The following is a 1,544-nucleotide window of genomic DNA, read 5'->3' as shown; positions in this document are numbered from 1 at the left end:
GGGTGTTCCTATAGTTTTGTCAACTGGGAAATGCTCTCCGTGCGACCGAATCGCGGCATGCTGACGCCAAGCCATTAGGCCGGTGGGCTTCAGTCTGCTCGGTGCGTTTCGGCTAGGCTGCGTAAGGCACCCTGTCTCGCATGACCGCGTAGATGACCTTCAGTCTCTTTCGCGCCAGCGCCTTGAGCGCCTTGCCGTGCGACATGCCCCGCTCCCGGCACCTGGTGTAGTAGTCGCCCCATCTCCCCTCTGTCCGGGTAAGGCAGTTACATGAGAATATGAGCAGGTTCTTCAGCCTCTTGTTGCCTTGGCGCGATGCCGTCACCGAGGAGATCGAGGTTCCCGACTGGCGGTTGCGCGGCGCCAGGCCGCAGTACGACGCGAGCCTGTCGTGACTGGGGAAGTCTTCGATGTCGATGGAGATCGCAAGCTCGGAAGCGGTTTTGGGCCCGATGCCCGGCACCGTCAGGAGGCATCGGTAGGTATCGTCGCCCTCGAGCAGGGCGGAGATCTCCGCCGTGATCGCCTCGATCTCCGCCGAGTTCTCGGATATCCTGCGCGCGAGCAGTTTCACCGCCCGGTCCTCGGCGGCGACGACCGACGCATCCGGCCTTGTCGAGGAGGTTGTCGAGCGGACGAGGGCCTCGATCTTACCGCGCGCCGCCCCACGCGTGAGCGCCGCCGCCCTGCGGGGCCCGGCGTCGGCTACCGACCAGGCCCCGCCGAGGGATGCCATGAGCCTCAGCTGGGGCCCGTCGGACAGGTCGACCAGCGCCTCGAAGGCGGGGCACGATTCCAGCAGGATGCTGCGCAGCCGGTTCTTATTCCTAGTGTTCTCGCAGGTCAGGAAGTTCCTCTGGGCGGCCAGCGCCCTCGCCGCCGCAATCGTCGGACCTGGGTCTCCGACCGGCAGGAGCGCGTCGGGGATGCCAAGCGCCGTCTTCGCGATGACCATCGCGTTTCGCTCGTCGGTCTTGGCGTCGCCGGCGAAGAGCCTGGCGGCCCCGTGCGCCGCGAGTCCCGGCAGGTACGCCGCCGACATCCCGGCCGCCCTGGCGCGGGCGAGCGCGAGGGCGCCTATGTTGCGCGACTGGTCGACGACCACGAGCGCATCGGGGAAGCGGCCGAACAGCGAGTCCAGGTCGTCCTCCCTGTTCGCGACGGGGGCGCTCAACAGCACCTCGCCATCTCGAGTCGCGACGCATGCCCAGTGGGACGATTTCCCGACATCGAGCCCGATGACGGCTTCCGGCATTCTAATTGGTGCCACGGTGGTATCCTCCAATCGGTAGGCCGATCGGAACCCCTCCCCGCGACACCCACATTACCTGGCCGTGGCGCTTGCGCCCGGCAGTTTCCTATCAGTCGTCCGGAGCGGCGAGCGCCCCCGGTGGCAACACCCCCCCGGGCCCTCTACGGGGCAGGGGCAGACGGCCATCCGGAGGCGCCCGATCGGCGGCCCCTCGGGGCTTGCCCGTATCGTAGGCAATGCGCCGAATGCTCGCCATCGAAATTTATCGATGGCCTATTTCAGACTGTAATGG

At 66.8% G+C, this 1,544-nt stretch carries 1 protein-coding gene; it reads right to left on the bottom strand.

Going from position 1 to position 1,544, the window contains the following annotated elements; all coding sequences use genetic code 11:
- Positions 1–112: 112 nt before the first annotated feature.
- Complete coding sequence (locus DWW51_RS10130) at positions 113–1,270, bottom strand: IS110 family transposase (RefSeq protein WP_231501645.1); 1,158 nt, start codon at positions 1,268–1,270, stop codon at positions 113–115.
- Positions 1,271–1,544 lie beyond the last annotated feature (274 nt).

The sequence above is a fragment of the Collinsella sp. AF15-51 genome (assembly GCF_003462845.1).
GTDB lineage: Bacteria > Actinomycetota > Coriobacteriia > Coriobacteriales > Coriobacteriaceae > Collinsella.
The sequence above is the reverse complement of the archived record's forward strand: the minus strand, read 5'-3'. Positions and strand labels throughout refer to the sequence as shown.